The following is a 23,588-nucleotide window of genomic DNA, read 5'->3' on the forward strand; positions in this document are numbered from 1 at the left end:
GGTCATTCTCCTCACTGCATTTCTTTTTTTTCTATATTATAGCACAATTTAGAAAATAAATATTGTTTTTACTATAACAATTATTTCACTTCAAGTAGTTGCATGCGCTCATTAAAAAGTGCAGGATAGCTTAAAAAACCTATCATTATACTTGATAATGTCGCTGCTGTTAGTAGGGCGAAAATGATTAATAGTTGGAATTGCACCGCTTGAATAGGGTCTGCTCCGCCAATTATTTGGCCACTCATCATACCTGGTAATTGAACTAGACCAATTGTTTTTTGGCTTTCAATTGTAGGAATCATACTGGCTTTTATCGCATTCATTAGCTGTTGATGAATTGCCTGTTTTGGTGTGCCGCCTAACGACAAAATTAACTCAATTTCGTTCTGATGACTTGCAATTTCCGATGTAAAACGATTTAAAAATAGAACCGATAATACCATTGAATTACCAATCATCATGCCGCTAATTGGAATAATATACTGCGCTGTTGCAGGTACAATATCAAAACCTAGCAATACTCCTTGCGTAACAAATTCTACTACAATAAGAGTTAGTGCTATTTTCCATGTAATACCTTTAATACCTTTCCCTTTTTTACGAGCATTTAATGTTGCTACTATAACCATTAAAGTAACCATAAGGAAAATATAAATATAGCTTTGAGCATCAAAGACAAATTTTAAAATGTAACCTACGGCAAGTAGTTGAACAATAGAACGAATAGTAGCTATGAGTGTATCCTTTTCAAGTCCTAGCTTTAAGGTTTTTGACAGTAGAAGAGGAATTAAAACAAAAATTAACGTTAAGGAAAGCGAAGTATACGTCATACATTCACCCCCTGTACAAATTCAGCGACACGTGGATTTTTAGGTGCGTTAAGTAAGGAACTTTTTCCTGTTTCAATTAGTTCTCCGTCCATCATGACCCAAGTATAGTGTCCGATTGTCAGCGCTTGCTGTAAATTATGAGTGATCCAAATGATTGTGACATTAAACTTTTTATGGATTGTAGCAATAAGTGTCTCAATTTCTTGCACGGATTGACGGTCTAGTGCAGATGTGATTTCATCTAGCAATAAAATGGAGGACTGATTAATAAGTGTTCTTGCAATAGAGACTTTTTGTCGTTGTCCACCTGATAATTTATTCGTAGGGCGTTGTAAAAAGCTTTGATCGAGTCCAACGTCTCGTAAATATTGGATAGCTTCTTGCTCTGTAAGCTTTTCTCCTTGCAACGAACGAGGGAGTGCAAGATTGTCAAATACGGTTCCTTCTATCATTGGGGCTGCTTGAAGAGCCATACTCACATACCTTCTTAAAGCGGTCGGCTCGTAAGTAGAAATGTCTTGATTATCAATTAATATTTGACCATCTGTAGGAGATGATAGTCCATTGCACAATTTAAGTAGGGTTGTTTTGCCGGCACCTGAAGGGCCGACTAATGTAGTGATTTTTCCTTTTGGGAATGAACCAGTAATCGATTTTATTATCATCTTGTCATTCGATGAAAAGGTGACCTGTTGAAAGTGAATGGCAGGCTCATATGAAGTATTCATAAAGTTAAAACTCCTTTATACTAATAGGTAAAATAACTGTAGCATGAAACAAAGGGATTCTAAAGTTATTTACAGGCAGTGGATAATAATTAAGTTAAGGGGGTTAGAGAATGGATGTATTATATGTAGATACATTAACATATGCACAAGGTAATATGTATATCGTTGCTTCAGATGAAGGTCTTGTATATATAGCAACTCCGAATGCACCATTTGAAGAGGTAGAAGTTTGGGCAAAAAAACCATTTAAAGGCTACCGCTTTGAAGAGAATAAAGAAAAGTTACAGCCATATGCTAAGCAATTAACGGCTTATTTTAATAAAGAGCTCATTGAATTTGATGTACCAGTACATGTCAAGGGGACACCATTTCAACTAGCGGTTTGGGATGCTTTGAAGGAGCTACCATATGGTACAACGACAACGTACTCAGATATTGCACACCGTATCGGAAATCCGAAAGCAGTAAGAGCTGTAGGCAGTGCAATTGGTGCCAACCCGGTATTAGCAATTATTCCTTGTCATCGTGTAATTGGAAAAGATGGCAAGCTAACAGGTTTTCGTAGTGGACTAGCTATGAAAGAATTTTTATTGGAGCTAGAGAGAGCATAAAACAAGAATCTGCATAATCTTTTGGGAAACAGTTTGCCGAAGAGATTGCAGATTCTTGTTTTTTAGTATTTAAGAAGATGAAGTTCATTAAATACTATACATGGTCTTCTTGGACATTGTTATTTGCTTTACCGAAATGAGTTAAACGATGAGCAAATGTTTCTCCCCGCACTGCAGAGCCTTTGAAAATATCCTGAAACTCATAAGCAGGAGCACCGTGTTCAATGACATCTAGGCCAGTGACTTCTTCTTCGGCAGAAACTCGTAATGGCACAAATGCTTTTATAATAAGTAAACCAGCTGCTACTGAAACGCTAACCCAAGCGAGGGTAGCAAAAATCCCAATGGCTTGCACTCCTAATTGGCCGAAACCTCCTCCATAAAATAATCCTTGACCACCAATATCAAACAAGCCAACTGCTAGAGTACCCCAAATACCACAGATACCATGGACAGCGATTGCACCAACAGGATCATCGACTTTTAACTTCCATTCAATGAAGCGAACGCTCTCGACCAATAATGGAGCAGCCATTAATCCGATAATGAGTGAACCAAAAATACTAACATTAGCTGCACCAGCGGTAATACTCACAAGTCCTGCTAAAGCACCGTTTAATGTGAGTGAGCCATCGATATGACCATATCGAAATTTCGTATAAAGGGCAGTAACCACAACTCCAGCAGCAGCAGCGAAAAATGTATTTGCTATTACGCTCGGAACAAGTTTAGGATCAGCAGCTAATGTGGAGGCACCATTGAAGCCAAACCAGCCAAACCAAAGTAAAAATACGCCTAAAGCTCCTAATGGAATACTATGTCCTGTAATAATGTTAACACGACCATTTTCATATTTACCGAGACGTGGACCGACCATTACCGCAGCTACAAATGCCGCCACTGCACCTGTTAAATGTACAACGGTAGATCCAGCGAAGTCGATAAAACCGAGATTTGTTAACCATCCATGACCACTCCAAACCCAGTGACCAACAACAGGATAAACAAGTGACGACATGAGAATAATGACACCAATATAAGCAAAAATATTAGTACGTTCTGCTACTGCTCCAGATAAAATCGTTGCTCCCGTTGCTGCAAACATCGTTTGGAAAATAAAGAAGGAAAGATCATCTACACCATTTAAGGCAAAGCCACTTGTACCGAAGATACCGCCAACTGAATCACCAAACATAATAGCGTAACCACAGAGAAAATAGACAATGCCACCAAGTGATATCGTTAGGAAGTTTTTCATAATAATATTGACTGCGTTTTTTGAGCGTGTAAAGCCCGCTTCAACCATCGCAAATCCTGCATGCATAAAGAATACTAAAATTGTACCGAGCATCATCCAAACTAAATTTATAGATAATGTTATTTCATCCATATATATCGCCCCCTTATTCTACTGCAATTGATCCGACTTCTTTTGTACGGATACGAATTGCTTGTTCTATTGGATAAATGAAGATTTTACCATCCCCGACCTTACCGGTTGCTGCCTTACGTAATAAAACTTCAACAATGGGATCTACTTTTTCATCATCAACAATCATTTCTAATTTCAACTTTGGCAAAAATTCAATTTCGTAAGTATTTCCACGAAATAATCCTGTACGCCCTAATTGACGACCGCAGCCAGCAATTTCTGAAACACTGAGCCCTGCAATTCCTTCCTGTGCAAGTTCGTCCCTGACCGCTCCGAAAACTTCAGGACGGATGATTGCTTCTATTTTTTTCATCAATATCAGCTCCTTGAATAAATTTAATTTACATGTTAAGGCGCTATGAAAAATGGCGCAATAATTATTTGAATATTCATGTTATGTTTTGTTACATGTAATATTTCGACTTTCGTAATAGTTTGCTGAAAATGTTTTTAAAAGGGGAATGAAAGCGGTATTAAAAAGTGTGTCTAAAATGTGAATGTTTCTAAATTTTCTGATTATTAATGTAAGGAAACCTAACATTATAGTTGGAGGATGTAATACGCAAGAATTTGGATATATAGTGTATACTAGGACTAATTATCAAACCGGAAGAAGGGGTTTCTTGTGAGATCAAACTATGCAGATGATAGCTTAGCGCTACACACTGATTTGTACCAAATCAATATGGCAGAATCTTATTGGGCTGATGGTATACATAATAAAAAAGCGGTTTTCGAACTATATTTTAGAAAATTACCTTTTGGCAATGGTTATGCAATTTTTGCGGGATTAGAGAGAATTCTTGAATATTTACGTGATTTTCGTTTTACTGATTCGGACATAACATATTTGCGTGAAGAGGTTGGTTATAAAGAGGATTTTATCGAATATTTAAAAAATATCCGCTTTACAGGGGATATGTACTCTATGGTGGAAGGAGAAACTGTTTTCGCTAATGAACCAATTATCCGCATTGAAGCACCTTTAGTGGAAGCGCAACTAATTGAAACTGCATTACTTAACATTGTGAATTACCAAACCTTAATTGCAACAAAGGCTAGTCGTATTAAACAAATTATAAAAAATGAAGTAGCGATGGAGTTCGGTACACGACGCGCTCAGGAGATGGACGCAGCAATTTGGGGAACGCGTGCGGCGTTTATTGGTGGTTTTGCTTCAACTAGTAATGTGCGAGCAGGTAAACTCTTTAATATTCCAGTATCGGGTACACATGCACATGCACTTGTACAAGCCTATAAAAATGATTATGATGCATTTCACTCCTATGCAAAACGTCATCGTGATTGCGTATTCCTTGTAGATACTTACAATACGTTAAAATCGGGTGTGCCAACAGCGATCCAAGTGGCTAAAGAACTTGGAGACAAAATTAATTTTATTGGAATTCGACTAGACAGTGGGGATATAGCTTTCTTGTCAAAAGAAGCACGTCGTATGTTAGATGAGGCAGGATTCCAAAACGCTAAAATTATCGTATCAAATGACTTAGATGAATACACGATCTTAAACTTAAAGGCTCAAGGTGCAAAAGTTGATGTGTGGGGAATTGGTACAAAGCTCATTACTGCATATGACCAACCAGCTTTAGGGGCTGTGTATAAAATGGTCGCTATTGAAAATAACGATGGGCAATTAGAAGATACGATTAAAATTTCTGCGAATGCTGAAAAGGTAACGACGCCAGGTCTTAAACATGTATATCGCATTATTGATCGAAAGAATGGCAAGGCAGAGGGAGATTACATCACTATGCAAGATGAAAGTCCTCAATCAGAGGAAAGAATTAAAATGTTCCACCCTGTTCATACATTCGTATCAAAATTTGTAACGAACTTTGAAGCTAAGAATTTACATCAACATGTGATTAAAAATGGTGCAATACATTATCAAAATCCTACTTTGGAAGAAATGCGCGATTATGCAGCTAATAATTTAGAGTTGTTATGGGATGAATATAAACGTGCCATGAATCCTGAGGAATACCCAGTCGATTTAAGCCAAAAATGCTGGAATAATAAAATGCGTAATATTGAAGAAGTAAGTGAAATGGTCAATCGATTGTAAAGTGTAAGGAGTGAAGGACAAAATGACATTACAGCAAGAAATCATTAAGGAATTACGTGTGTTACCTACTATTGATGCGCAGGAAGAGATTCGCAAATCCATTAATTTTTTAAAGGACTATGCGCGTCGCTATAGCTTTGTAAAGGGATTTGTTCTTGGGGTATCAGGTGGTCAAGACTCCACGTTAACTGGAAAATTAACGCAGCTTGCAGTCGATGAATTAAATGCCGAGGTGGGAGAAGCGAAGTACTCATTTTGGGCTGTTCGTTTACCATATGGTGTGCAAGCGGATGAAAAGGATTGTCAGGATGCGCTTGACTATATAAAACCTACGAAGACTTATACGGTCAACATTAAAGATGCAGTCGATGCAAGTGTTAGAACATTAACGAATGCGGGTATTGAACTAAGCGATTTCGCTAAAGGGAACGAAAAGGCACGTGAGCGAATGAAGGTGCAGTATTCTATTGCTGCTATGAATAATGCTGTTGTGTTAGGTACCGATCATGCTGCGGAGGCAATTACAGGTTTTTACACAAAATTTGGGGATGGTGGTGCGGATTTAATGCCAATTTTCCGTCTCAACAAGCGTCAGGGTAAGCAGTTACTAGCTACGCTTGATTGCCCGGAGCACTTATATTTAAAGGTACCAACTGCAGATTTAGAGGAAGATCGTCCTTCATTACCAGATGAAGTAGCTCTTGGTTTAACGTATGACCAAATTGATGATTATTTGGAGGGGAAGGAAATCCCTGAAGATGCTCGTAAAACATTGGAAGGGCATTATTTACGTTCACAACACAAACGCCATATGCCAATTACTATATTTGATGATTTTTGGAAGTAATTTATAGCTATCAACATAGCGTGGGGTTGATTTCCGTTCCGGCTGGGCGCTTTGCCGCTGACGCTTCGCTTTCGCGCAGAGCAGAGCTTCCTGGGGACGTCCGATGAGCCGCTTCACTCGCGTTGCTCGCTCCAGGGTCTCGGGCCAACACGATGTTGGTCACGAAGGCGTTATCACAGGACGTGATGCTTTTAGCCTTCGTTCCTTTATTGCTAATCCCCAAGGAGTCGCCCAGCCTCCACTCCAATCAGCCTATATAATGGAATACGTTTTAATAAATATGATTTCTAATTTTTGGTTATTAATAAATAAATATTTGGGAAAAGAGTTATAAGAAATAGTGAGAAACACTTTTTCTTATAGCTCTTTTCTCTCTTTTTTAACTTCTTTCAGCAAAAGCCTCCAACCTTTATAGGTGGTGATATGAATGAGAGTTTAAGTCACTTTTCAACGGGTGTCCCATATGCTGAAAGAAGTTAAAGCCTCCGGCGGATGTCACGGAATCGAAATGGAGTGCTTTGTGCAAGCGCAAAGCCGATTCCGGACGCAATTATGCCAAGGCATAATTGATTAATTTGGTTCTGTATTATTAAGTTCGAGCATATAATGTCGATATATATACCTACAAAGTTGATAAAAAGTAAAGGAGGGTAATTATATATGAGGACTTCTAGAGTAAGTTCGACGACTAGTAGTATATTTCGCAACGAACAACAGTATTTACATGCTGGGGATTTAAGTCATAATTTCGGACAAAACCGGAAACAACAGTTTAAAAATAGTCTGCAAAAGAATAAAGATAAAAAGCATATTAGTAAGACTAGACAAATTCAGCAGCAACGTCCTAATAAAATAACGGCTAGTTATGTGGACAGTGCGTACAATTTACAAATACGCAGTGAATTAAATGAAACTGCCGTTAAGCTAAGTCTTGTCAGCAAGCAAAAGAAGCTTCTCAATAGTTACCGCTCGTCTATATAACATACTCAAACTCTCTACTCCATTCAGGATGTAGGGAGTTTTTTGTGTTGAAAACCCAAATGGTGCCAATAAAATCTTAAGAACTGTGAAGGACCTTGAATTGTTCCAGGCTACTCACTTTTCTGTAGACCAAGAAATCATTTGTTTCTGTTGCTATGCTTTCGCACAGATACATTGCGAGGTTCGGTTTAAATTAGAATGGCATGCTAGAAGATACATGCTTGGTGAAGCGGTTGATTGGAGTGGAGGCTGGGCGACTCCTGGGGATCAGCGGCTCATCGGACGCCCCCAGGAAAGCGCCCAGCCGGAACGGAAATCAACCCCTTGTTTTGCCGAATAGCGTTATAAAAAATAGAAAGTATATATTTTTTATTCAAAATATTTGAAGTCAAGATGTTCAATGAATATTCAAGGTAATTTTTCCAATACTTCACAGCGATTTTTAACTTATTTCACAATTTACCTGTAAAGTATGTAATAGAAACAGAAAAAACGAAATATTGGGGGAAGCAATTGTGAAAAAAATATGGTTACCTGCACTTGCAACATTACTTTTACTCGCGGCGTGTGGTACAGAAAAAGATCAAGTTAAGAAAGAAGAGTCTAAGCAAGAAGATGTTACAACAAGTGAAGCAGAAGCAAAGGATAAAACTACACAAGTCGCTTCTTTAGTGGATCCACGTTTACAAGAACCAAAAGAAGGTACAATGTGTGAAATGTGTAATATGAAAGTGTATTTGAAGGACGAAGATATGGGGGAATTCTCTACTCAAGCAATAAAAGAGGATGGAACAATTGCCTTTTATGATGACATAGGCTGTTTAGTAAATGCCGAGGTTGCAAATAATGAAAAGAACGAAAAATTTGTACGTGATTATATCACGAAAGATTGGGTAAAGGTTGATGATGCAACGATCGTCAAAACGGACCTAAAATCTCCGATGAATTGGGGATATATTTATTTCAAAGATAAAGCGGATGCAGACAAATATATTGCTGATAATCCAACTGCACATGTAGAGGAATTACAAAAAATTAAAGATGATGCGTTAGAGCGTCGTAAAAAGAAAATGAAAGAAAAAGCTGAAAAAGAAGCAAAAGGTGAATCTGATTCTATGCATATGGAAGAAAAGAATCATGATGGTCATAGTCATTAATCGAATGGACTAGGGGGAAATCCTCTAGTCTTTTCGTGCTGAACTGGGAGGTGCGGATTGGTGAAAAAAATAGGGTTTGCCTTATTATTTTTTCTATTTATGAGTCAGACAGTGCACGCCGATTTTAATGTACAGGAGGCCATTAATATAGCAAAGCCTGGGGAAGTCGTTCATATTCCTGCTGGTCGTTACCAAGGTAATTTTATTGTGACAAAACCGATAACGCTACAAGGTGAAGAGGGAACGGAACTTATCGGTGAAAGAGACAATCCCTCACTCCGAATTGAAAACACTACTAATGTCACTGTGGAAAATATAAAGTTATCAGGGAAAAATAAAGCGATCGTAGCTAGTACTGTAGATGGACTGGAGCTACGAAAGTTACAAATTAAAGATGTTCATACAGGTGTCCATATACAGCGCTCAAAAAATATACGTATACAAAATATCAATGTGACTGGTATTGAAGGTCATTATTCCAAAAAAGGTAATGGGGTGGCTGTTTTTAAGAGTGAGGACATCACTATCGAAGGCAATACTGTTGAGCAAGTGCAGGATGGAATATATGTAGAAGAGGTCAAGCATATTGTTGTTCAACATAATAATGTAACGAGTAGTCGTTACGGTACACACTTTATGTATACAACTGATGCTGAAGCACTTTTCAATACATATGCTCAGAATGTGACTGGCCTTATGATTATGATGACGACAGACATATTCCTGGAGAATAATATAGTAGCTAATCATTTTGATTTTAATGGCTACGGTATGTTGCTGTATGATGTGCAACAGGCCGAAATTAAACATAACACGATTAAAAATAACCGAACTGGTGTGGCAATGCAGAAAAGTTCAAATATCCAAATTGAAACAAATGATTTTCAGATGAACCAAACAGCCATTGAAGGTACAAAGGTAAGTGACGACACAACGGCTAGTAGTAATAACTTTACAGGTAACATTTTAACTGCTCGCTCCGATAAGCAAGGCTTTCAACTAGTAAGTAATTATTATGATGATTACTCAGGGATTGATTTAAAAGACAATGGTATCGGTGATATTCCATATGTGGCTGTGTCGAGCTTTGGTCAATGGATGATACGCCAGCCTGTTTACCAATATTTCGTGGCATCTCCGAGCGTCATTTTATTGACATCGCTGGATCAGCAAATTAATAAAACTGAAGAGAATATGCTTGTTGATAATACGCCCAAATTGGCGACGAAGCATGTGAACGAGAAGACCAAGATGAATGTGGTGCAAATGCTAGTAGGATTATTCTTGACATTAAGTAGTTTATGGCTATGGAAAAGAGGAATAACAGAATGAAAAAATGGATGATGATTGTAATGCTATGTTGTGGTGTTTTGATGGGCTGTAGTGAAAAAACATATGAGCCTCGTGAAATAGTTAGTGAAACCGATGTTTGTAAAATTTGCAATATGAGTATAGTTCACAATGCATATGCTGGTCAGATTGCGTTGAAGAATGGTGATTATGAAATTTTTGATGATATTGGCTGTCTAATGGAATATATCGAAGCGAATGGGGAAGGTGAGATTGGAGCAGCCTTTATTAAAGATGCAGCAAAAAATGAATGGATTGATGTTTTTAACGCTGTTTATGTATACAACAAGGATTATTGGACTCCGATGAATTATGGGGTAGTTGCGCTCGATTCGAAGGAAGCGGCACAGGAGTGGATGACTACAGAGGGAGAAGGTCAGCTGCTTGCTTATAAGGATTTACACGATTTTAAATGGGGGATCCATAAGTGATGTACAGTATGCTTATTAAACTAGAATTAAAGCAAATGCTCAGAAGTCGTTGGATGCAACTTGTAGGCATACTTTTCACATTCGTTTTTACAGCTATCATTGTCATACAGCAAATGGCATTACCAGATGTAGAGGGTTTTACAAGACAGACAGCTTCGTTTTTAAATGTATTGTTGTTTTTATTGCCTCTGTTTATTTTAACGATTGGTAGTATGAGCATCGCTGGTGATGTGGAATCAGGCTGGTTTTCGTTATTAAAGACATATCCGATGACACGTCCGCAATATATTGCAGGAAAGTATATTGCCTCTGTGCTTGCCTTTTTATTAGTCATTGTCGTGGCGTTTGGCGTAATTTTAGCGCTTGGTGGATTTCTTGGCGGAGTACGTTTGCCATTTATTTTCATTATTCTAACTTTGCTATGTATCTTCATTTTTGTGTCATTGGCTATTGCTGTGGGAGCTTTTGCAAAAACAAGATTATTTGCACTGTCGTTATCACTTGTATTTTGGTCCACTTTTTTATTGCTAATCTCTTACGCTTTAATGGCTATTGGAACGATCGTGGCGGGGCATATTCTTCAAAAACTGACGATTATAGCGATACATATTAATCCTGTGGAGTGGCTGCGCTTTGGTTACTTTATTTTTACAGATCAGGCTAGTGTGCTTGGACCAGCATTTTATAACGTAACGCAGTTTTATTCGTCACCACTAGGTTACGTAGTATACGTAGCTGTGACATTGCTTTGGATAGTATGTCCATTAGTTTACACTAACTTACTTTTATCTTCTTTCAGTGAAAGAAGATAAAGCCTCCGGCGGATGTCACAGAATCGGGAAGAAGTTCTTAAAGGATGTTAGCCTAAAATCATCGCATCCATGCGATAACGGCTAACTGACCTGCATCGGTAAAAACGCCACGTCCTGTGGCATTACCGAAATGACCGACATCGTGTTGGCCCTCATGCAGGCCTAAGCACAAAGCCGATTCAGGACGCAATTATGCCGAGGCATAATTGATAGAAAGGGGAAAGAAGATGGTGCTTTTAGAAACAAAGAAGTTATCGAATATCTATGATAATAATAGAGGTCTTCATGAAGCCTCCTTTTCTTTACAGGATGGGCGTATTTTAGCGCTTGTAGGAGGAAATGGTGCTGGAAAGAGTACTTTAATTCGCCTGCTAACTGGGCAAGAAAAGCAAAAATCAGGAGAAATAATATGGCATAAACCACAAGCTATTCGATATATGCCTGACGATGTGGACTTTCCGTCTATGTTAACAGCTGCAGAAATTTTGCAACTACTTGCCTCTTTAAAGAAAATTGGCAAAAAGGAACAGGAAGATGTACTGAGACGCGTAGCTTTATGGGATGTTCGAAAGCAAAAAGTGAAGCATTTCTCAAAGGGGATGCGTCAACGGCTTAATCTCGCTCAAAGTTTACTTGGTGACGGTTCTTTGCTTATTTTAGATGAGCCTACGAATGGTCTTGATCCTTTTTGGATTGCGGAGTTGAAAAAAATGATGCTAGAGGAAAAAGCAAAGGGCTGTACTGTAATTTTTTCTACGCATTTGCTTGCTTTTGCGGAGGAAATAGCGGACGATGTGTTAGTTTTACATGAAGGAAACATACTTATTTCCGGTGATCTACAAGAAATATTTTTACAAGAAAATTCATCTTCGTTAGAGAATTTATGGTTAAAAAAATTAAATCTGTAACATTTTGATAGGTAATAACGTTATACTAAAAGATAGGTTTGTTTGAATTGTATTCAGACAAGCCTTCTTTTTCATGCTGAAGTATTATTAGTTTTCCCGCTATGTGCTCAAGCTATAGTGATGGAGCAATAGATGTGTGTTTCATACTAATTGTGTTACTAAACATATTTCGTTATTCTTAAATAAGTTGTCATGCAATTCGAACAATTGCTGAAAATGAAATAGGAGGTTTTTGATTTATGAATTCACAAATACAAGATGTATTAGAAAATATAGAAAAAGTAATGATAGGCAAAAGAGAGGTTGCAGAGCTCAGCATAGTAGCATTACTGGCAAGAGGGCATGTCTTGCTTGAGGACGTACCAGGTGTTGGTAAAACGATGATGGTGCGAGCACTGGCAAAATCCTTTGATGCACAGTTTAAAAGGATTCAATTTACACCTGATTTATTACCGTCTGATGTTGTAGGAGTATCTATTTATAATCCAAAAACGTTGGAGTTTGAGTTTCGACCTGGTCCGATTATGGGAGATGTCATTTTAGCTGATGAAATTAACCGTACGTCTCCTAAAACACAATCTGCTTTACTTGAGGGGATGGAGGAAGCATCTGTCACGATTGATGGTAAAACCTTAACAATCAATCAACCATTTTTCGTTATGGCCACTCAAAATCCAATTGAGCATGAAGGAACATATCCGTTACCAGAAGCACAGCTAGACCGTTTCTTACTAAAAATAAAAATGGGCTATCCTTCAAGAGGACATGAAGTGGAAATTCTCCGTCGTGCTGAACATGGTAAACCAATTGAAAAAATTGAAGCGGTGCTAACAGTTGCGCAATTAAATGAATTGCAGGAGCTCGTACAGGGTGTGTATGTTGAAGATTCGGTCAAAAACTATATGGTCGAACTAGCGACTCAAACAAGGGAAAATAGCTATGTATATTTAGGCGTAAGTCCTCGCGCAACGATTGCTTTAATGAAAGCTTCACAAGCTTATGCATTTATAAAAGGGCGTAGCTATGTTACTCCTGATGATGTTCAATATTTAGTACCATTTGTTTTTAGCCATCGTCTAGTATTAAAACCAGATGCTCGTTACGATAACGTTACGGCAGAGGAAATTATTGAGCGAATTATTGCGAAAACACCTGTGCCGACAAAGAGGTTTGCAGAGCAATGAAGAAATGGCGAGCTTTAATAGAGAAAAGTAAACATTTCTTATTAGTATCTTTGTTAATGATCATAACGTTTTGTTATGCCATGTTCCAAGGTGGGTTTGTCAGCTGGTTTGTGTTTTTTTCAGTTAGTCCGTTTTTGTTATACGCATTTATTTTTTTACTGGTGAAAGAAGATATTTTACTAGTGGAACGCAAAATTGAGCCTTCCCATGTAGAGAGTGGACAATCTGCTAAGGTTACAATTACCGTGGAACGAAAAACACGCTTTCCGTTTGCTTATATGATGATGGAGGAACTTGTGAACAGTGAAGCCCTTGTTCAATCGAGGGTGCAAGGAACGAATAGCATTAAGTTCGTTGGCTTCAGGAAAAAATTTAGCTGGGATTACGTGTTGGAAAATATGTCCCGTGGCGAGCATCGTTACTTAGGTGTTACTATTGTTTTCTGTGATTTTTTTGGCTGGGCAAAAAAGCGAGTTACGGCAGAAAAGGAACAAGTCATTTTAGTTTACCCGAGAGTACGCGAGATGAGATATGCCTCGCTTCAAACAAAATTTGATGTTGGTACAATGATGTCACCTTATTCAATTGTTAAGGATACATCTATGGCTGTTGGCTTACGTGAGTATGTTCCAGGTGATCGTTTTTCGTGGATTCACTGGAAATCATTTGCGAAAACACAAACATTGCAATCTAAGGAATTTGAAGATCGTCAATCGCAGGAGTTAATGTTGGTACTCCATGCTGGACAATCTCCGTTATTTGAAGAAAAAATTGAGCTTGTAGCTTCGATGCTACAAACAATTGTCGGAGAACGTGGAGATATCTCATTTATTTCAGCCGGTTCGAACACGAAGGTGTTTCCGATTATCCAAGGTAATAAGCAGCTAGATCAAGTAATGCATCATTTAGCTGCTATAAAACCTGCTGAAACGGTCAAATTTCAATTACGAGATCAGCAAGTGTTTAAGCGTATTGCAACATTACTGTATGTTACGAGTGAAGTATCAGATGAATTACTTCATTCTTTAGCCAATATGGTGAAAAGCTGTATTTGTTTTGTAGTAGCGGAGCAACCACCTATGCAAACAGAGTTGGCGAAGCGTTATAGACAAATTCATGTTGTACATGTAAATCCAACAGATTATTACCATCTGTTCACGGAGGTGATGAAGCCGTGAAAAAATCACTAGGAAATTTTATAGAATTAGCAATAGCATACGTAATAATTTTTCTAATTTTACGTGAATGGCTTATTCCTGTGATGCAGCTGACGAATACAGGCTTGGTTCATTTGTTTTTAGTGTTTATCGGTCTAGCATTGATACTCAGCTTATTTCAAGTACATCCAATATTGACGGGATTAATGAAATTTGGTTATATTACTTGGTTTATAGTGTTTGTTTATAGTGAAAGTCCCTTTTTTTCAGGACAGACAATACCATTTTTAATACATGAGTGGAAATGGAATATGACGACCATTCTTTCGGGCGATTTTGGACAAGTTTCGGATTCATTTAGAACGGTGCTATTCCTTGCGCTTATTTGGATGTTAATATACCTAATTCATCACTGGATAACTGTGCGGAAAAATATATTCTATTTCTTCGCGTTAACTGTATTCTTTATTGCCACACTAGATACGTTTAGTGACTATGATGGAAAGGTAGCGATTGTTAAAGTACTTGTGCTTGGATTAATAATGACAGGTTTGCTTTTTGTTAAAAGCTTATGGCTTCAAACAGATGCACCGAGCAATGTAATAGGAAAGTGGAAACTGGTTATTCCAATGATCGTTTCGGTAATGCTCGTTAGTTCAGTGGCATTCTTTTTACCTAAGACAGGACCAACATGGGCTGATCCAGTGCCTTTTATTAAAGGAGTTGCAGGGCAAGGGGGCTTTGGAACAGGTGCAAAAACAGTTGGTTACAGCGAGGATGATAGCCGATTAGGAGGACCGTTTCAAGGTGATAATACGCTAATTTTTACGGCAACTTCTCGTGATCGTCATTATTGGCGTATAGATACAAAGGACACTTATACTTCGAAGGGTTGGATTCTTTCGAAGGGGAACTTTGGCAAAAATGTTTACCAAACAAATACCCCTATTCAAACTTCGTTACAAGTTGGATCTTTAGAAAAAGAACGTCAAATTCAAATAGACATTGCTACTCCAATGCCATTTTTATTGCAAACGTATGGTATGATATCTGTTTCTGCCCAAGATTCACCGCTGTTTATTCAGGATGAACGCACTGAAAAAATAGCAATAGAACAACAGAATGGTGAATCAAAATTATTGTCTAACTATAAGATTTCTTATAGTGAGCCAGAATATAGCATGAAGCAGCTTCAAATGTCTAAAACATCTACGTTAGAAACATTAGATCCTTCCTTTAATCGTTTTTTACAATTGCCAAATACAGTTCCGCCACGTGTAGTGAATTTAGCGAAAGAAATCACACACGATAAGGCTTCAGTATATGATCAAATAAAAGCAGTTGAAAGTTATTTTTCATCTCACGGCTTTAGATACGATAAAAAAGAAGTAGCAATTCCGGCTGAGGGACAAGATTATGTTGATCAGTTTTTATTTGATACTAAAGTTGGCTACTGTGATAATTTCTCAACATCAATGGTGGTCCTCCTACGTTCAGCGGGGATACCCGCACGTTGGGTAAAAGGCTTCGCACCGGGCAAGCCTGGTCGAATAACAGATGGTTTACAGGAGTATCAAATTACAAATGATAATGCACACTCATGGGTCGAAGCATATGTACCTGGAACAGGCTGGATGGAGTTTGAACCGACAATTGGATTTTCTAGAAATATGAATATCAATTATGATATGGAGCAAGACACTCCTCAGCAGGAGCAAGTACTGCAGCCAGAAAAAAAACAAGAGCAACCAAAGAAGAAAGAACAAGAGCCGAAGAAAGAAACATCTAGCTCAACGTCGTTTAGTTTTGATTCTGTTTGGACGTGGATGAAAAAGCTTACTTATGTATGGATTGCTCTAGGCATTTTGATGGTCATCGCAAGCATTGCTTTGTTTATGCAACGTAAAACGTGGATACCTAAAATGCAAGTACGAGCATTTCGTAAAAAAGAAGCGGACTGGACAAATTTTGATGCTTCATATCATGTTTTAACGAAGCAATTATCTCGTATTGGATTACGCCGGAAAGATGGCGAAACATTACGTGCATTTGCTACAAGAGTAGATGAGTCGCTAGAGACAGAAGAGATGCAAAAACTAACTGCTGTATATGAACAACATATTTATGGTAAGGATAAACAAGAGGTTGATTTTATGGAACTGAAAGAAAGTTGGGAAAATTTAATCAATCGCACTATCAGTTGATTTTGATGGGTACAAAGAGTAAAATGAAAAAAATTATATATGATGAGGATTGCTTTCATATAAGTTCGATAATAAGGTTCGGATGTTTCTACGAAATCACCGTAAATGATTTCTCTATGAAGGTGAATGTTTTGGTTAGGTGAGAAGGTTAGTAATTAGTAAATCACTTTTCTTTGCTACGCATTCGCCTTTATAAATTAGAGCTTATGAACGCGTAGGAAGGTTTTACTTTCATACGCGTTTTTCTTTGAACATATGAAAAGTCCTTTAAAAATAGTAGAAGAGGTGGATATATTGTCAGCAAGCCCTTTATTAGAGCAAGAAAAAATCGTCGTTCTTGATTTCGGTAGCCAATTTAACCAATTGATTACGCGTCGTATCCGTGAATTTGGTGTTTTCAGTGAGTTACATCCTCATACGATTACAGCTGAAGAAATTAAAGGTATGAACGCAACAGGCATTATTTTTTCAGGTGGTCCAAACTCAGTTTATGACGAAAATGCCTTCCATGTAGACCCAGCTATTTTCGAATTAGGCTTACCAATCTTAGGTATTTGCTATGGTATGCAATTAATGGCACATACGCAAGGTGGTAAAGTTGAAGGTGCTGAAACACGCGAATATGGTAAAGCAGAAATTAAAGTAACAGCTTCAAACAAATTATTCGGTAACTTACCAACTGAACAAATCGTTTGGATGAGCCATGGAGACCATGTAACAGAAGTACCTGCTGGTTTTGAAGTAATCGCAACAAGTGCTGCTTGCCCAATCTCTGCAATGGCAAATGTAGAACGTAAACTATATGCAGTACAATTCCACCCGGAAGTACGTCACTCTGTATACGGTAACGACTTATTACGTCAGTTCGTATTCGACATTTGTGGAGCAAAAGGCGATTGGTCAATGGCAAACTTCATTGAACTTGAAATCGCAAAAATCCGCGAAATAGTAGGCGACAAAAAAGTATTATGTGCACTTTCTGGCGGTGTAGACTCATCAGTTGTTGCTGTGCTAATTCATAAAGCAATTGGCGACCAACTAACTTGTATGTTCGTTGACCACAACTTAAACCGTAAAGGTGAAGTTGAGCAAGTTATGAAAACATTTACAGAAGACTTCGACATGAATCTTATTAAAATTGATGCACGTCAACGTTTCATGGGTAAACTTGCGGGCGTTTCTGATCCAGAGCAAAAACGTAAAATTATCGGTAACGAATTTATTTACGTATTCGATGAAGAAGCAGCTAAACTTGAAGGAATGGACTTCCTAGCACAAGGTACGCTTTACACAGATATCATTGAATCTGGAACATCAACTGCACAAACTATTAAATCTCACCATAACGTTGGTGGTCTTCCAGAAGACATGCAATTCCAATTAATTGAGCCACTTAACACATTATTTAAAGACGAAGTGCGCGCACTAGGATTAGAGCTTGGCCTTGACGAAAAAATCGTTTGGCGTCAACCATTCCCAGGTCCAGGTCTAGGAATCCGTGTACTTGGTGAAGTAACAGAAGAAAAACTAGAAATCGTACGCGAATCTGATTTCATCCTACGTGAGGAAATCGCAAAAGCTGGTCTTGATCGCGACATCTGGCAATACTTCACGGTATTACCTGACATCCGTTCAGTTGGCGTAATGGGCGATGCACGTACGTATGACTATTCAATCGGTATCCGTGCAGTAACATCTATCGACGGTATGACTTCTGACTGGGCGCGCATTCCTTGGGATGTACTAGAGAAAATCTCTGTCCGCCTAGTAAACGAAGTAAAACACGTTAACCGCGTGCTGTATGATATTACATCTAAGCCACCTGCAACGATTGAGTGGGAATAATCCCCTCATTTGATTTTGAATAAAAAGCTAGTCTGATTTTTTTCAGACTAGCTTTTTATTTCTTTTTTTAGCATTAAAAATAAGAAAAGTACACCAATTTCTACGATTAACGAGACAAAAATAATATTTAAATGGAAGAAAATTATACTTATCAAAATCGCTATACAAATAATTATTGAACTATATCGATAACTTTTTGATTGATAAAAGAATGAATACGGTAACAAATGTGCACCGTAAATAATTGCATATACAGGTAAGACCCACATAGGTGCTTTAATTAAAAGAAGGATACAAATAATTAAATATAAAATTTGATTGTTTGTTGCAATCAATAGTCCATTAATCAATGGATTTTCTTTATAAAATAAATCAACATTTAATATTTTGGCACAAAGAATTGACACAGGAAACAACAATGCACCGCAAGATAAAATACCTATATTTTTTATCATTAAATCTAAAGGCAGTAACGCGATTACTGTGATAACTCCCCAAATAAATATTGAGGCCATTATAAAAGGAAGCCCCTTCCTTTGTTTCTGAGCAATATCATTTAATAGTACTTGTAAGCTAGTATTGAAGTTCATTTCAGTCTCCTTAATCTTCAAGTGATCTGTTCAAACTATCCGCTATTTTTTTATTTTCATATTTTGAGAAAAAATAAAATCCGATGATATGACCAATCAACGTTATCAATAAAATTAGCAATAAATAAGGTTTAATAATTGCAAATACTTTCAGTGAAAAAAGATATACACTTCCTATGCCACAGAAAAAATTCAAAACAGTACTAATAGCAATTTTAAATGTTACTTTTAATGTTGAGTAGTTCCACAAATATGGATAAGCTATACCAAAAACAATCCCCATTAGTACGCTAATACCAATTAAATTCCAAATGTAAAGAAAGTTGACTATTTCTTCGTGAAGATTAAAAATGGTAATTAAAAAAACAATCCAAATCAACCCCAAAAATGAAACGTATAAAAAGCTGTTTTTTAAGTCTTTTATCATATTAATTTCTCCTTAATAGATTTTGCATAATGTCTACTGACAATATACTTATTTTGTTGTTTTGTAATAACTTCCAATCTAGCATGACTTCCCGAAGCAAATGAGCGTATTTGATGCAAATTTAAAATCATAGAATTATTGATTCTAACCAATCCGAAAGATTCCAAGTAAGATAATTCTTTTAAAATCTTATTCAGCAATAGTTCTGTACCATTTAATAAAAAGACTTTGGTGAAATGACCAGATGCTTCAATTGCCTCGATGTTATTGAGTTCAATCATAACCTGACGATTTGTTTTGAGATCTGTTGCGCTTAATGTTGTAGATTGAAAAAATTGCTGTTCAATTGTCGATAGCAATTCTTTATTCGATGGATTACTGATAATCTTAATTTCAGAAGATGATTGATTGTTTTTCCAAATGTAGTTGAATTTCATGTGGATCTCCTTCCTGTTTTAATCGTAACAACACTTCTCGGAACTTACGACGAGTTTTCGTTTTGTTGCAAAATTAATAGGTTTTGTTACAACGTTGATTCAGTAAATTTAAAGCTACAGTTTTCACACCATCAAAAAAAGATTTTCAATTGGTGTTTAACTTCAGCAATTATTTCTATAGCGAAAGCGAAGCGACAGGTACAGAAGTAGCTGGTGAGATGGATACATGTTTAAGTTACTTTTCAGCAGATGAAGAAGTTAAACTGATTGTATATTTTTATGGAATTAGGAGTTGAGAAAGTAGAGGATGTTAAGCCACAATAAATTATAGTTTTTGAAATTCTTTAGTTTAAGGATAATACTTTCGAAACGTTAGGTATAGTAAACTAATGAATATAAATAGGACTCTATGTCGTTGTTTAGTTTAGGAGGGACGGAAATGGAAAAAAATAAAGCGATGATTCACACACTTGCTATTGGTATGCCGAAAGAATTGCATTATAGTAATGGGCGCTCAATGATTACAGGGATTGAAAAACGAAAAGTACAAGAAGTATATTTGTCTGCTCGTGGATTTGAGGGAGACGATGTAGCAGATAAAAAACATCATGGTGGTCCTGATCGTGCCGTTTGTTTATATCCTGCGGAGCATTACATACAATGGGAACAGGAACTTGGTAAACCGTTGCCGACAGCAGCATTCGGTGAAAACTTAACAGTAACGAATATGTTGGAAGCGGATATTTGTATTGGTGATATTTATAAAATAGGTGATGCTGTCATCCAAGTTACCCAAGGACGTGTACCTTGTAGTACGATTGATAAATATGCAGAGGCGAACATTTTACTTAAACGTTTAATTGAAACAGGTTATACGGGCTTCCTTGCTCGTGTACTGGAAGAAGGGACAATCTGTGCAGATTCAAAAATTGAATTAGTGGAAAAGCACCCTGAAGGTATTTCAGTTTTACATTGCAACGAAGTGTATTTTAAAAACAAAGACGCACTTGCGATGAAACGTATACAAGTAGTTGATGCATTAGCAGAAGATTGGAAACAAAAATTAGAAAAAAGAGTTCAGCTCTTGCAAAGTAAAGTGATGAACTAAACATATGTTGCTCAAGGGAGCTCTATTAATATCCTCAAGAATTCGATTGAGTTCTAGGGGATTTTTTATTTTATAACTATCGCTAAAACGTTCAGTCTTGACCTATTTATGCAACGATTTCTTATAATGTGAACATTAAATAAGGATTTTACACGAACTTTCGTGTAGATTTTATAAAAAATGTTCGGAAATAGGGTTGAAATCTGAAAAGTGAAATGATATATTGATTGTAAATTAAATATGTCGTCGTATAATGTCGGGGATAAGGCCCGTGAGTTTCTACCAAGTTACCGTAAATAACTTGACTACGATTTTAGTTATATATACCAATATATAGACACTAATTGATTTCACGCTATAGTAATGGTGATGAAATGTATCGTAGACATGCGACTAGTAGAGTAGTCAGCGTGTTTTTTTTGTTTTCGATATTGAAGACGACCATACGGAGGATTTCTTTAAAATGAAAAAGTATTTCATGTTCGATGAATTAGGAACTAATTATCGCCGCGAAATAATAGGTGGTATTACAACATTCCTTGCTATGGCTTACATTTTAGCTGTTAACCCTGGTATGTTAGAAAATGCAGGAATGGATAAAGGAGCTGTATTCGTAGCTACAGCATTAGCAGCTGCAGTCGGTTCTCTGATTATGGGTATTTTCGCCAAATTCCCAATTTCACTTGCTCCTGGTATGGGCTTAAACGCATTCTTTGCTTTCACTGTAGTTGGAGCGTACGGTATTCCATGGCAAACTGGTTTAACAGGTGTTTTCTTCTCAGGTGTTATCTTTATCATTCTTTCGTTAACAGGTATTCGTGAAACAGTCATTAATGCAATTCCGGTCCAACTTAAATATGCGGTTTCAGCAGGAATTGGTTTGTTTATAACATTTGTAGGGTTACAAGGAGCTAAGATTATCGTTGTTAGCCCAGCTACATTGGTTACTTTAGGAACATTCTCTGGTTCAACTTTACTAGCTGTATTCGGGATTGTCCTTTCAATTATTCTTATTATTAAACTACGAAGTATTGGTATTTTCTTAGGGATGGTTATAACAGCAGTTGTTGGTATGATTACAGGTGTCATTGTACCTCCTACAGCAGTTGTTTCAGCAATTCCAAGTGTAGATTCTACGTTTATGGTAGCTTTAAAACCAATTTTTAATGACTTTGATTCATTATTAAACGTTAAATTTTTAGTAGTTGTCTTAACATTCTTGTTTGTAGATTTCTTTGATACAGCAGGTACTTTAATGGCAGTTGCGACACAAGCGGGATTAGTAAAAGATAATAAATTACCACGTGCAAGCCGTGCATTGATGGCTGATGCTCTTGCAACAACAATTGGTTCTTTATTTGGTACATCAACAACTACAGCATATGTTGAATCAACTTCTGGTGTAGCTGCAGGTGCTCGTTCAGGTTTCTCTGCTGTTGTAACGGCAATACTATTCCTGGTCGCATTATTCTTCTCACCATTACTCGCTGTAGTAACTCCAGCAGTAACAGCGCCAGCTCTAGTTATTGTAGGTGTTCTGATGGTATCTTCATTACGTTTAATTGATTGGGATAAATTCGAAATTGCAGTACCTGCTTTCTTTACTGTAATCATGATGCCTCTTGGTTACTCAATTGCTACTGGTATTGCAATAGGCTTTGTCTTCTATCCAATAACAATGCTTTTAGCGGGTCGTAAAAAAGAAATTCATCCTATGATGTACGGATTGTTCTTTGTTTTCCTTGCATACTTTATATGGGTACGCTAAATATAAATACACAATAGAAAGATAAACAGCACCTCAATTGTTGACTAACAATTGTAGGTGCTTTTCTTATTGAAGAATTAAAAACTATAATATAAAACAATCTTATTGATAAGAGATCAGGAGGAATTGAATTAACTGTTTATAATGTAAATGTAGAATGTATAACATTCATGTGTAGTTGAATTATATTCTATAGAAGAAACTCCCTTTAACTCCTTTCAGTTGTAGAGGAACTCAGTCGTTGTCACGTCCTATGGAAAAGACTGAGCGACCAACCAACCAACATCATGTTGGCCTAAAGCCTCCGACCGATTTCGGACGCAATTATACTGAGGTATAATTGATTTATTTGGAATAGTTTTATTTTAATAAATCTCTTGCAAACTTAATATTAAGGTGATATATTTATAAACGTTGTTACGAAACAACAACAGCTAAAAAAACTACTAACATAAATGATTGACATAGAGTCAACACTATGTTAAAGTAAAGTAAGTCACTTAAATGCGACAAACTAATGAACCTTGAAAACTGAACAAGCAAAACGTAATCAATAAAGTTTTTAGTAGCTAACCTCGAGTTAGTGAACGAAACAATATTTTGGACATCAAACATGATGCCAGCAAAACAATTTGAGCTAATCAAATTTCTTTTTATGGAGAGTTTGATCCTGGCTCAGGACGAACGCTGGC

22 protein-coding genes and 2 riboswitches are annotated in these 23,588 nt (G+C 37.1%); of the genes, 15 read left to right on the plus strand and 7 right to left on the minus strand.

Annotated features, from left to right (window positions below):
- Positions 1–80: 80 nt before the first annotated feature.
- Positions 81–833, minus strand: coding sequence for an ABC transporter permease (locus ACIQZA_RS22935; protein ID WP_400940930.1), 753 nt, complete (start codon positions 831–833; stop codon positions 81–83).
- Entirely contained in the window at positions 830–1,561 is a 732-nt protein-coding gene (locus ACIQZA_RS22940) for an ABC transporter ATP-binding protein (protein ID WP_400940933.1), read from the minus strand. Before ACIQZA_RS22940 ends, ACIQZA_RS22935 begins: the two co-directional genes overlap by 4 nt.
- A gap of 110 nt (positions 1,562–1,671) precedes the next feature.
- Here ACIQZA_RS22940 and ACIQZA_RS22945 point away from each other — a divergent pair, with 110 nt between their 5' ends.
- Positions 1,672–2,172, plus strand: coding sequence for a methylated-DNA--[protein]-cysteine S-methyltransferase (locus tag ACIQZA_RS22945; RefSeq protein WP_400940934.1), 501 nt, complete (start codon positions 1,672–1,674; stop codon positions 2,170–2,172).
- Between the two features lie 94 nt (positions 2,173–2,266).
- On the opposite strand, the gene ACIQZA_RS22950 is transcribed toward ACIQZA_RS22945, so the two are convergent.
- The gene (locus ACIQZA_RS22950; RefSeq protein WP_402884141.1) at positions 2,267–3,562 is read right to left on the minus strand and encodes an ammonium transporter; all 1,296 of its coding nucleotides are present in this window, start codon (positions 3,560–3,562) and stop codon (positions 2,267–2,269) included.
- A gap of 13 nt (positions 3,563–3,575) precedes the next feature.
- Positions 3,576–3,917, minus strand: coding sequence for a P-II family nitrogen regulator (locus tag ACIQZA_RS22955; protein ID WP_142510350.1), 342 nt, complete (start codon positions 3,915–3,917; stop codon positions 3,576–3,578).
- A gap of 312 nt (positions 3,918–4,229) precedes the next feature.
- On the opposite strand from ACIQZA_RS22955, the gene ACIQZA_RS22960 reads away from it, so the two are divergent.
- From ACIQZA_RS22960 to guaA, 12 genes are all read left to right on the plus strand, one after another.
- Complete coding sequence (locus ACIQZA_RS22960; RefSeq protein WP_142510332.1) at positions 4,230–5,690, plus strand: nicotinate phosphoribosyltransferase; 1,461 nt, start codon at positions 4,230–4,232, stop codon at positions 5,688–5,690.
- Positions 5,691–5,712: 22 nt separating this feature from the next.
- Positions 5,713–6,537: an ammonia-dependent NAD(+) synthetase gene (nadE, locus tag ACIQZA_RS22965; protein ID WP_402884143.1), complete on the plus strand. Its 825-nt coding sequence runs from the start codon at positions 5,713–5,715 to the stop codon at positions 6,535–6,537.
- Between the two features lie 660 nt (positions 6,538–7,197).
- A complete protein-coding gene (locus ACIQZA_RS22970; protein WP_402884144.1) occupies positions 7,198–7,518 on the plus strand; it encodes an NAD synthetase in 321 nt (106 codons plus the stop codon).
- Positions 7,519–8,033: 515 nt separating this feature from the next.
- Positions 8,034–8,675 carry a nitrous oxide reductase accessory protein NosL gene (locus ACIQZA_RS22975; protein WP_400940943.1) on the plus strand — a complete coding sequence of 214 codons (642 nt, stop codon included), beginning with the start codon at positions 8,034–8,036 and terminating at the stop codon, positions 8,673–8,675.
- Between the two features lie 60 nt (positions 8,676–8,735).
- A complete protein-coding gene (locus ACIQZA_RS22980) occupies positions 8,736–10,007 on the plus strand; it encodes a right-handed parallel beta-helix repeat-containing protein (protein ID WP_402884164.1) in 1,272 nt (423 codons plus the stop codon).
- Positions 10,004–10,456 (plus strand): nitrous oxide reductase accessory protein NosL, encoded by a 453-nt coding sequence (locus tag ACIQZA_RS22985; protein WP_400940946.1) that lies wholly within the window; start codon positions 10,004–10,006, stop codon positions 10,454–10,456. The genes ACIQZA_RS22980 and ACIQZA_RS22985 overlap by 4 nt, the downstream gene beginning before the upstream one ends.
- Complete coding sequence (locus ACIQZA_RS22990; RefSeq protein ID WP_255505275.1) at positions 10,456–11,268, plus strand: ABC transporter permease; 813 nt, start codon at positions 10,456–10,458, stop codon at positions 11,266–11,268. The genes ACIQZA_RS22985 and ACIQZA_RS22990 overlap by 1 nt, the downstream gene beginning before the upstream one ends.
- A gap of 227 nt (positions 11,269–11,495) precedes the next feature.
- Positions 11,496–12,176 (plus strand): ABC transporter ATP-binding protein, encoded by a 681-nt coding sequence (locus tag ACIQZA_RS22995; protein ID WP_402884147.1) that lies wholly within the window; start codon positions 11,496–11,498, stop codon positions 12,174–12,176.
- A 239-nt stretch (positions 12,177–12,415) separates the two neighbouring features.
- The gene (locus ACIQZA_RS23000) at positions 12,416–13,360 is read left to right on the plus strand and encodes an AAA family ATPase (RefSeq protein ID WP_402884149.1); all 945 of its coding nucleotides are present in this window, start codon (positions 12,416–12,418) and stop codon (positions 13,358–13,360) included.
- Complete coding sequence (locus ACIQZA_RS23005) at positions 13,357–14,538, plus strand: DUF58 domain-containing protein (RefSeq protein WP_402884151.1); 1,182 nt, start codon at positions 13,357–13,359, stop codon at positions 14,536–14,538. Before ACIQZA_RS23000 ends, ACIQZA_RS23005 begins: the two co-directional genes overlap by 4 nt.
- Entirely contained in the window at positions 14,535–16,721 is a 2,187-nt protein-coding gene (locus ACIQZA_RS23010) for a transglutaminase TgpA family protein (protein WP_402884152.1), read from the plus strand. The genes ACIQZA_RS23005 and ACIQZA_RS23010 overlap by 4 nt, the downstream gene beginning before the upstream one ends.
- A gap of 35 nt (positions 16,722–16,756) precedes the next feature.
- A riboswitch (purine riboswitch) is annotated at positions 16,757–16,858 on the plus strand.
- A gap of 157 nt (positions 16,859–17,015) precedes the next feature.
- Positions 17,016–18,566: a glutamine-hydrolyzing GMP synthase gene (gene guaA, locus ACIQZA_RS23015; protein WP_402884154.1), complete on the plus strand. Its 1,551-nt coding sequence runs from the start codon at positions 17,016–17,018 to the stop codon at positions 18,564–18,566.
- A gap of 47 nt (positions 18,567–18,613) precedes the next feature.
- Here the strand turns inward: guaA and ACIQZA_RS23020 are convergent, their stop codons facing one another.
- The 3 genes from ACIQZA_RS23020 to ACIQZA_RS23030 are packed head-to-tail and all read right to left on the minus strand — an operon-like array spanning position 18,614 to position 20,020.
- The gene (locus tag ACIQZA_RS23020) at positions 18,614–19,156 is read right to left on the minus strand and encodes a DUF7010 family protein (RefSeq protein WP_400940958.1); all 543 of its coding nucleotides are present in this window, start codon (positions 19,154–19,156) and stop codon (positions 18,614–18,616) included.
- Between the two features lie 10 nt (positions 19,157–19,166).
- Positions 19,167–19,583, minus strand: a complete 417-nt coding sequence (locus tag ACIQZA_RS23025; protein WP_402884156.1) for a hypothetical protein — start codon at positions 19,581–19,583, stop codon at positions 19,167–19,169.
- Positions 19,580–20,020, minus strand: coding sequence for a LytTR family DNA-binding domain-containing protein (locus tag ACIQZA_RS23030; protein WP_402884158.1), 441 nt, complete (start codon positions 20,018–20,020; stop codon positions 19,580–19,582). The genes ACIQZA_RS23025 and ACIQZA_RS23030 overlap by 4 nt, the downstream gene beginning before the upstream one ends.
- Before the next feature lie 439 nt (positions 20,021–20,459).
- On the opposite strand from ACIQZA_RS23030, the gene ACIQZA_RS23035 reads away from it, so the two are divergent.
- A complete protein-coding gene (locus tag ACIQZA_RS23035; RefSeq protein WP_402884160.1) occupies positions 20,460–21,128 on the plus strand; it encodes an MOSC domain-containing protein in 669 nt (222 codons plus the stop codon).
- Positions 21,129–21,354: 226 nt separating this feature from the next.
- Positions 21,355–21,456: riboswitch (purine riboswitch) on the plus strand.
- A 135-nt stretch (positions 21,457–21,591) separates the two neighbouring features.
- Entirely contained in the window at positions 21,592–22,896 is a 1,305-nt protein-coding gene (locus ACIQZA_RS23040) for an NCS2 family permease (RefSeq protein ID WP_142510346.1), read from the plus strand.
- The last annotated feature ends 692 nt before the right edge of the window (positions 22,897–23,588 follow it).

The sequence above is a fragment of the Lysinibacillus sp. NPDC096382 genome, from assembly GCF_044762845.1.
In the GTDB taxonomy this organism is placed as follows: Bacteria; Bacillota; Bacilli; order Bacillales_A; family Planococcaceae; genus Lysinibacillus.

Coding starts and splice junctions, on each gene's coding strand:
- ACIQZA_RS23025 (WP_402884156.1), bottom strand. CDS start 19,583: ATGATAAAAGACTTAAAAAACAGCTTTTTATACGTTTCATTTTTGGGG.
- ACIQZA_RS23040 (WP_142510346.1), top strand. CDS start 21,592: ATGAAAAAGTATTTCATGTTCGATGAATTAGGAACTAATTATCGCCGC.
- ACIQZA_RS22995 (WP_402884147.1), top strand. CDS start 11,496: ATGGTGCTTTTAGAAACAAAGAAGTTATCGAATATCTATGATAATAAT.
- ACIQZA_RS22990 (WP_255505275.1), top strand. CDS start 10,456: ATGTACAGTATGCTTATTAAACTAGAATTAAAGCAAATGCTCAGAAGT.
- ACIQZA_RS22970 (WP_402884144.1), top strand. CDS start 7,198: ATGAGGACTTCTAGAGTAAGTTCGACGACTAGTAGTATATTTCGCAAC.
- ACIQZA_RS23005 (WP_402884151.1), top strand. CDS start 13,357: ATGAAGAAATGGCGAGCTTTAATAGAGAAAAGTAAACATTTCTTATTA.
- ACIQZA_RS23030 (WP_402884158.1), bottom strand. CDS start 20,020: ATGAAATTCAACTACATTTGGAAAAACAATCAATCATCTTCTGAAATT.
- ACIQZA_RS22945 (WP_400940934.1), top strand. CDS start 1,672: ATGGATGTATTATATGTAGATACATTAACATATGCACAAGGTAATATG.
- ACIQZA_RS23020 (WP_400940958.1), bottom strand. CDS start 19,156: ATGAACTTCAATACTAGCTTACAAGTACTATTAAATGATATTGCTCAG.
- ACIQZA_RS22935 (WP_400940930.1), bottom strand. CDS start 833: ATGACGTATACTTCGCTTTCCTTAACGTTAATTTTTGTTTTAATTCCT.
- ACIQZA_RS23035 (WP_402884160.1), top strand. CDS start 20,460: ATGGAAAAAAATAAAGCGATGATTCACACACTTGCTATTGGTATGCCG.
- ACIQZA_RS22985 (WP_400940946.1), top strand. CDS start 10,004: ATGAAAAAATGGATGATGATTGTAATGCTATGTTGTGGTGTTTTGATG.
- ACIQZA_RS22955 (WP_142510350.1), bottom strand. CDS start 3,917: ATGAAAAAAATAGAAGCAATCATCCGTCCTGAAGTTTTCGGAGCGGTC.
- ACIQZA_RS22950 (WP_402884141.1), bottom strand. CDS start 3,562: ATGGATGAAATAACATTATCTATAAATTTAGTTTGGATGATGCTCGGT.
- ACIQZA_RS22940 (WP_400940933.1), bottom strand. CDS start 1,561: ATGAATACTTCATATGAGCCTGCCATTCACTTTCAACAGGTCACCTTT.
- ACIQZA_RS23000 (WP_402884149.1), top strand. CDS start 12,416: ATGAATTCACAAATACAAGATGTATTAGAAAATATAGAAAAAGTAATG.
- nadE (WP_402884143.1), top strand. CDS start 5,713: ATGACATTACAGCAAGAAATCATTAAGGAATTACGTGTGTTACCTACT.